General features: G+C 74.5%; 2 protein-coding genes. Both read right to left on the reverse strand.

All coding sequences use genetic code 11. The features are described 5' to 3' along the window. Positions 1-342 precede the first annotated feature (342 nt). Positions 343-1,134 carry an IS21-like element helper ATPase IstB gene (gene istB, locus AB1673_17550; GenBank protein MEW6155762.1) on the reverse strand — a complete coding sequence of 264 codons (792 nt, stop codon included), beginning with the start codon at positions 1,132-1,134 and terminating at the stop codon, positions 343-345. After that, positions 1,131-2,618, reverse strand: coding sequence for an IS21 family transposase (locus AB1673_17555; GenBank protein MEW6155763.1), 1,488 nt, complete (start codon positions 2,616-2,618; stop codon positions 1,131-1,133). The genes istB and AB1673_17555 overlap by 4 nt, the downstream gene beginning before the upstream one ends. Positions 2,619-2,820: the final 202 nt, after the last annotated feature.

Consider the following 2,820-nt stretch of genomic DNA (forward strand, 5'->3'; position numbering starts at 1 on the left):
TGTCAAGGGCCATCTCGTCCTGCCCATAGGCGGCCAGCGGAACTGCCCGGTCGTGGCCATCAGAACTGCCCAGCGGAGGCCGTGAGATCTGCCCATGCGTTTCGTTCACCCCAACTCGCGGGCTGGGTTGGGTTTGCCTGCGCAGGCACGGAGAGTGGCGGACAAGGCACTTCAGAAGTCGTGACGGAGGCCCCCGGCAGCGGGGCGGGACCGGGGGCGCGGGCGGGCCACCGCCGGTCCCGACCGGGGGCTCGGCGCACCGGCGAACGACCTGGGGGGCCGCCAGGACGACGAGGGCCGTCACGGCGGCGAACAGGCCGACGGCGAGACGCCAAAGCAGGGTCACGCCTGTGGCTCCTTGGGGCCGAGGGGGACGACGCCCCGGCCGGCACTGGCCTCCGACAGCCGCACGCTCTTGCCCGAGGTCTGGCACAGGTGGGCGTGGTGCATGAGCCGGTCGACGGTGGCCGTGGCAAGCGTCTTGGCCATGATCTCGTCGAAGCCGCTGGGGTGAAGGTTGGAGCTGACGGCGACGCTGCGGCGCTCGTAGGCAGCGTCCACCAGCCGGTAGAGGCCCTCGGCGGCGTCCGCCGACACCGGCAGCAGCCCGATGTCGTCGACGGCGACGAGATCGGCCCGCAGGGCCCTGGCCACCGCCTTGGCGACGGTGTCGTCGGCCCGGTGGCGTCGCACGAGGGCCCCCAGGTCCTCGAGGGCGAACCACGCCACCCGCATCCCCGCCTCCACCGCCGCCTGGCCCAGCGCCTCGAGGAAGAAGGTCTTGCCGGTGCCGGCGGGGCCGCACACCACCAGGTTCTCCCGCCGCCCGACCCACTCCAGGGTGCGCAGGGCGGCCTGGGTGGGGCGGGGGATGGACGACACCTCCTCGTCCCAGGCCTCGAAGGTCTTGCCGGTGGGGAACCCGGCCTCGGACCGGCGGGTGCGAAGGGCCGAGGCCTTGCGCCCGGCCAGCTCCTCGCCCAGCAGGGCCCGCAGCACCTCGGCCGGCTCCCAGCGCTGGGCCCGGGCAGTGGCCAGGACCTCAGGGGCGGCCCGGCGGACGTGGGGCAGGCGCAGGCGGCGTAGCAGCGCCTCGAGGTCCTCTGCCAGCGGCGGGGGGGCGGGGGCCCTCATCGCCCGAAGCCCTCCCACTCACCGGTGCCCTGGGCGAGGCTGTGGTCCTCGGAGGCCCGCCGGGCCGGGCCGGGCGACGACCGGGCCTGGTGGGCGACGATAGAGGCCAGGTCGCCCTCGGCGAAGCGGCCCATCACCGCGGCGTGGCCCAGCGCCCAGTCGACCGCCTCGGGGCCGTGGACCTTGCCCAGGGCCACGGCGTCGGCCATCTTGGCCCGCACCCGGCGGGCGCCGGTGCTTGCCGCCTCCCGCAGCCAGTGCGCCGCCCCGGGGCCGAGGGCCAGGAAGGCGGCCTCCTGGGCGTTCTGGGCCACCGGCGTGCGTGCCAGCGGCCCCTCGGGCGCCGGCGGGAAGTGCGAGGGGTCGATCCGGGGGTTGCCGGGGGTGGTGCGCTCGTGGCGGGCGACCTCGGCCGGCCCCGAGGCGCCGACGTGGATCACGACGACCTCGTCGCCCACCTCGCGCACCCAGACAACCTCGCCGCGCAGCCGCCAGGGCACCGAGTACACGCACCAGTCGTGCTGGACTGTGGGCTGGTCGAAGCCCACGGTGCGGGTCTGGCCGAAGGCCAGCGTGTAGGGGTGCTCGGGAACGCGGTGCAGGTGGGGCTGCTCCTCGGCCAGCATCTCCGCCGGCGCCCGGCGGGTCACCCGGTGGGGCCGGCCGTTCACCGTGGCGCAGAAGGCGGCCGCCCCCTCCTCGGCCTCGGCCCATGTGCGGTACTCCTCGAGCAGGTTGGCGTCGGTGGGCACCAGGTCGGCCTTGGCCAACCGCACGGTGGCCTCCGACCCGCCCTTGGAGGGGGCGTCGGCCGGCAGGCAGGTGGCGACGGTCAGCCCGTAATGGGCCGAGGCGGCGACGATGACAGGGTGACGCACGGCGATGCGGGCCACGTGCTCGACGGTGACGGTCTTCTCGTTGTCGGTCAGGGCGTAGGTGGGCACGCCGCCGATAGCCCGCAGCGTGCGGTCGAGGGAGGCGACCACCGTCGGCAGGGTCTTGTCGCGCACGGGGAACACGACCCGGTAGCGGCTCCAGGCCAGCCAGGCGCAGAACAGCTCGCTGGGCCGCCCCCCGACCACCGGGCCGGTGCCGTAGTCCCACTGGAGCCACATGCCCGGCTCGACCACCCAGGGCCGGTGCACCCGGCCGTGCCCGGCCCGCCAGTTCGCCTTGAGGGCGGCCACCTCCCGGCGGGTCGTGCGTTCGGAGCCCGAATAGCCGAGGGCCACGAGCTTGTCGTGGGCCACGTCGGCCCGGATGCGGCCCTTGGACCGGTCGACCCACTCCTCGAGCTTGGCCAGGTAGGGCCAGATCGCCCGCTCGCGGCCCGCGGCGTGGCCCGGCGGGCGGCCCGCGTCGCGCAAGGCGACCTGGCGGGCGACGGTGTGATGGCTGACGCCGCACAGCTCGGCGGCTGCTCTCAGCGAGCGCGTCAGGTCGTAGTGCTCCAACATTCGGTTGGCCTCCTCGGCAGATTTCATCCGTCCCCTCCTCGGGCTCGGGCGCGTTTGGTCACGCCGAGTGAGCCCGACAAGGGGGACGTAGGTGGTGGATACCGCCGGTGGCCCCGGCGGCGGCGACTATCGAGCGGGCGGTTCCGTTGGCCGCCGCTGAGCAGTTCTCATGGCCATGAGCGGGCTGTTCCGTGGCCGCATACGGGCATTATCTAGTGGCCGTCGACAC

It is taken from the genome of Actinomycetota bacterium (assembly GCA_040754375.1).
Taxonomy (GTDB): domain Bacteria; phylum Actinomycetota; class Acidimicrobiia; order Acidimicrobiales; family AC-14; genus JBFMCT01.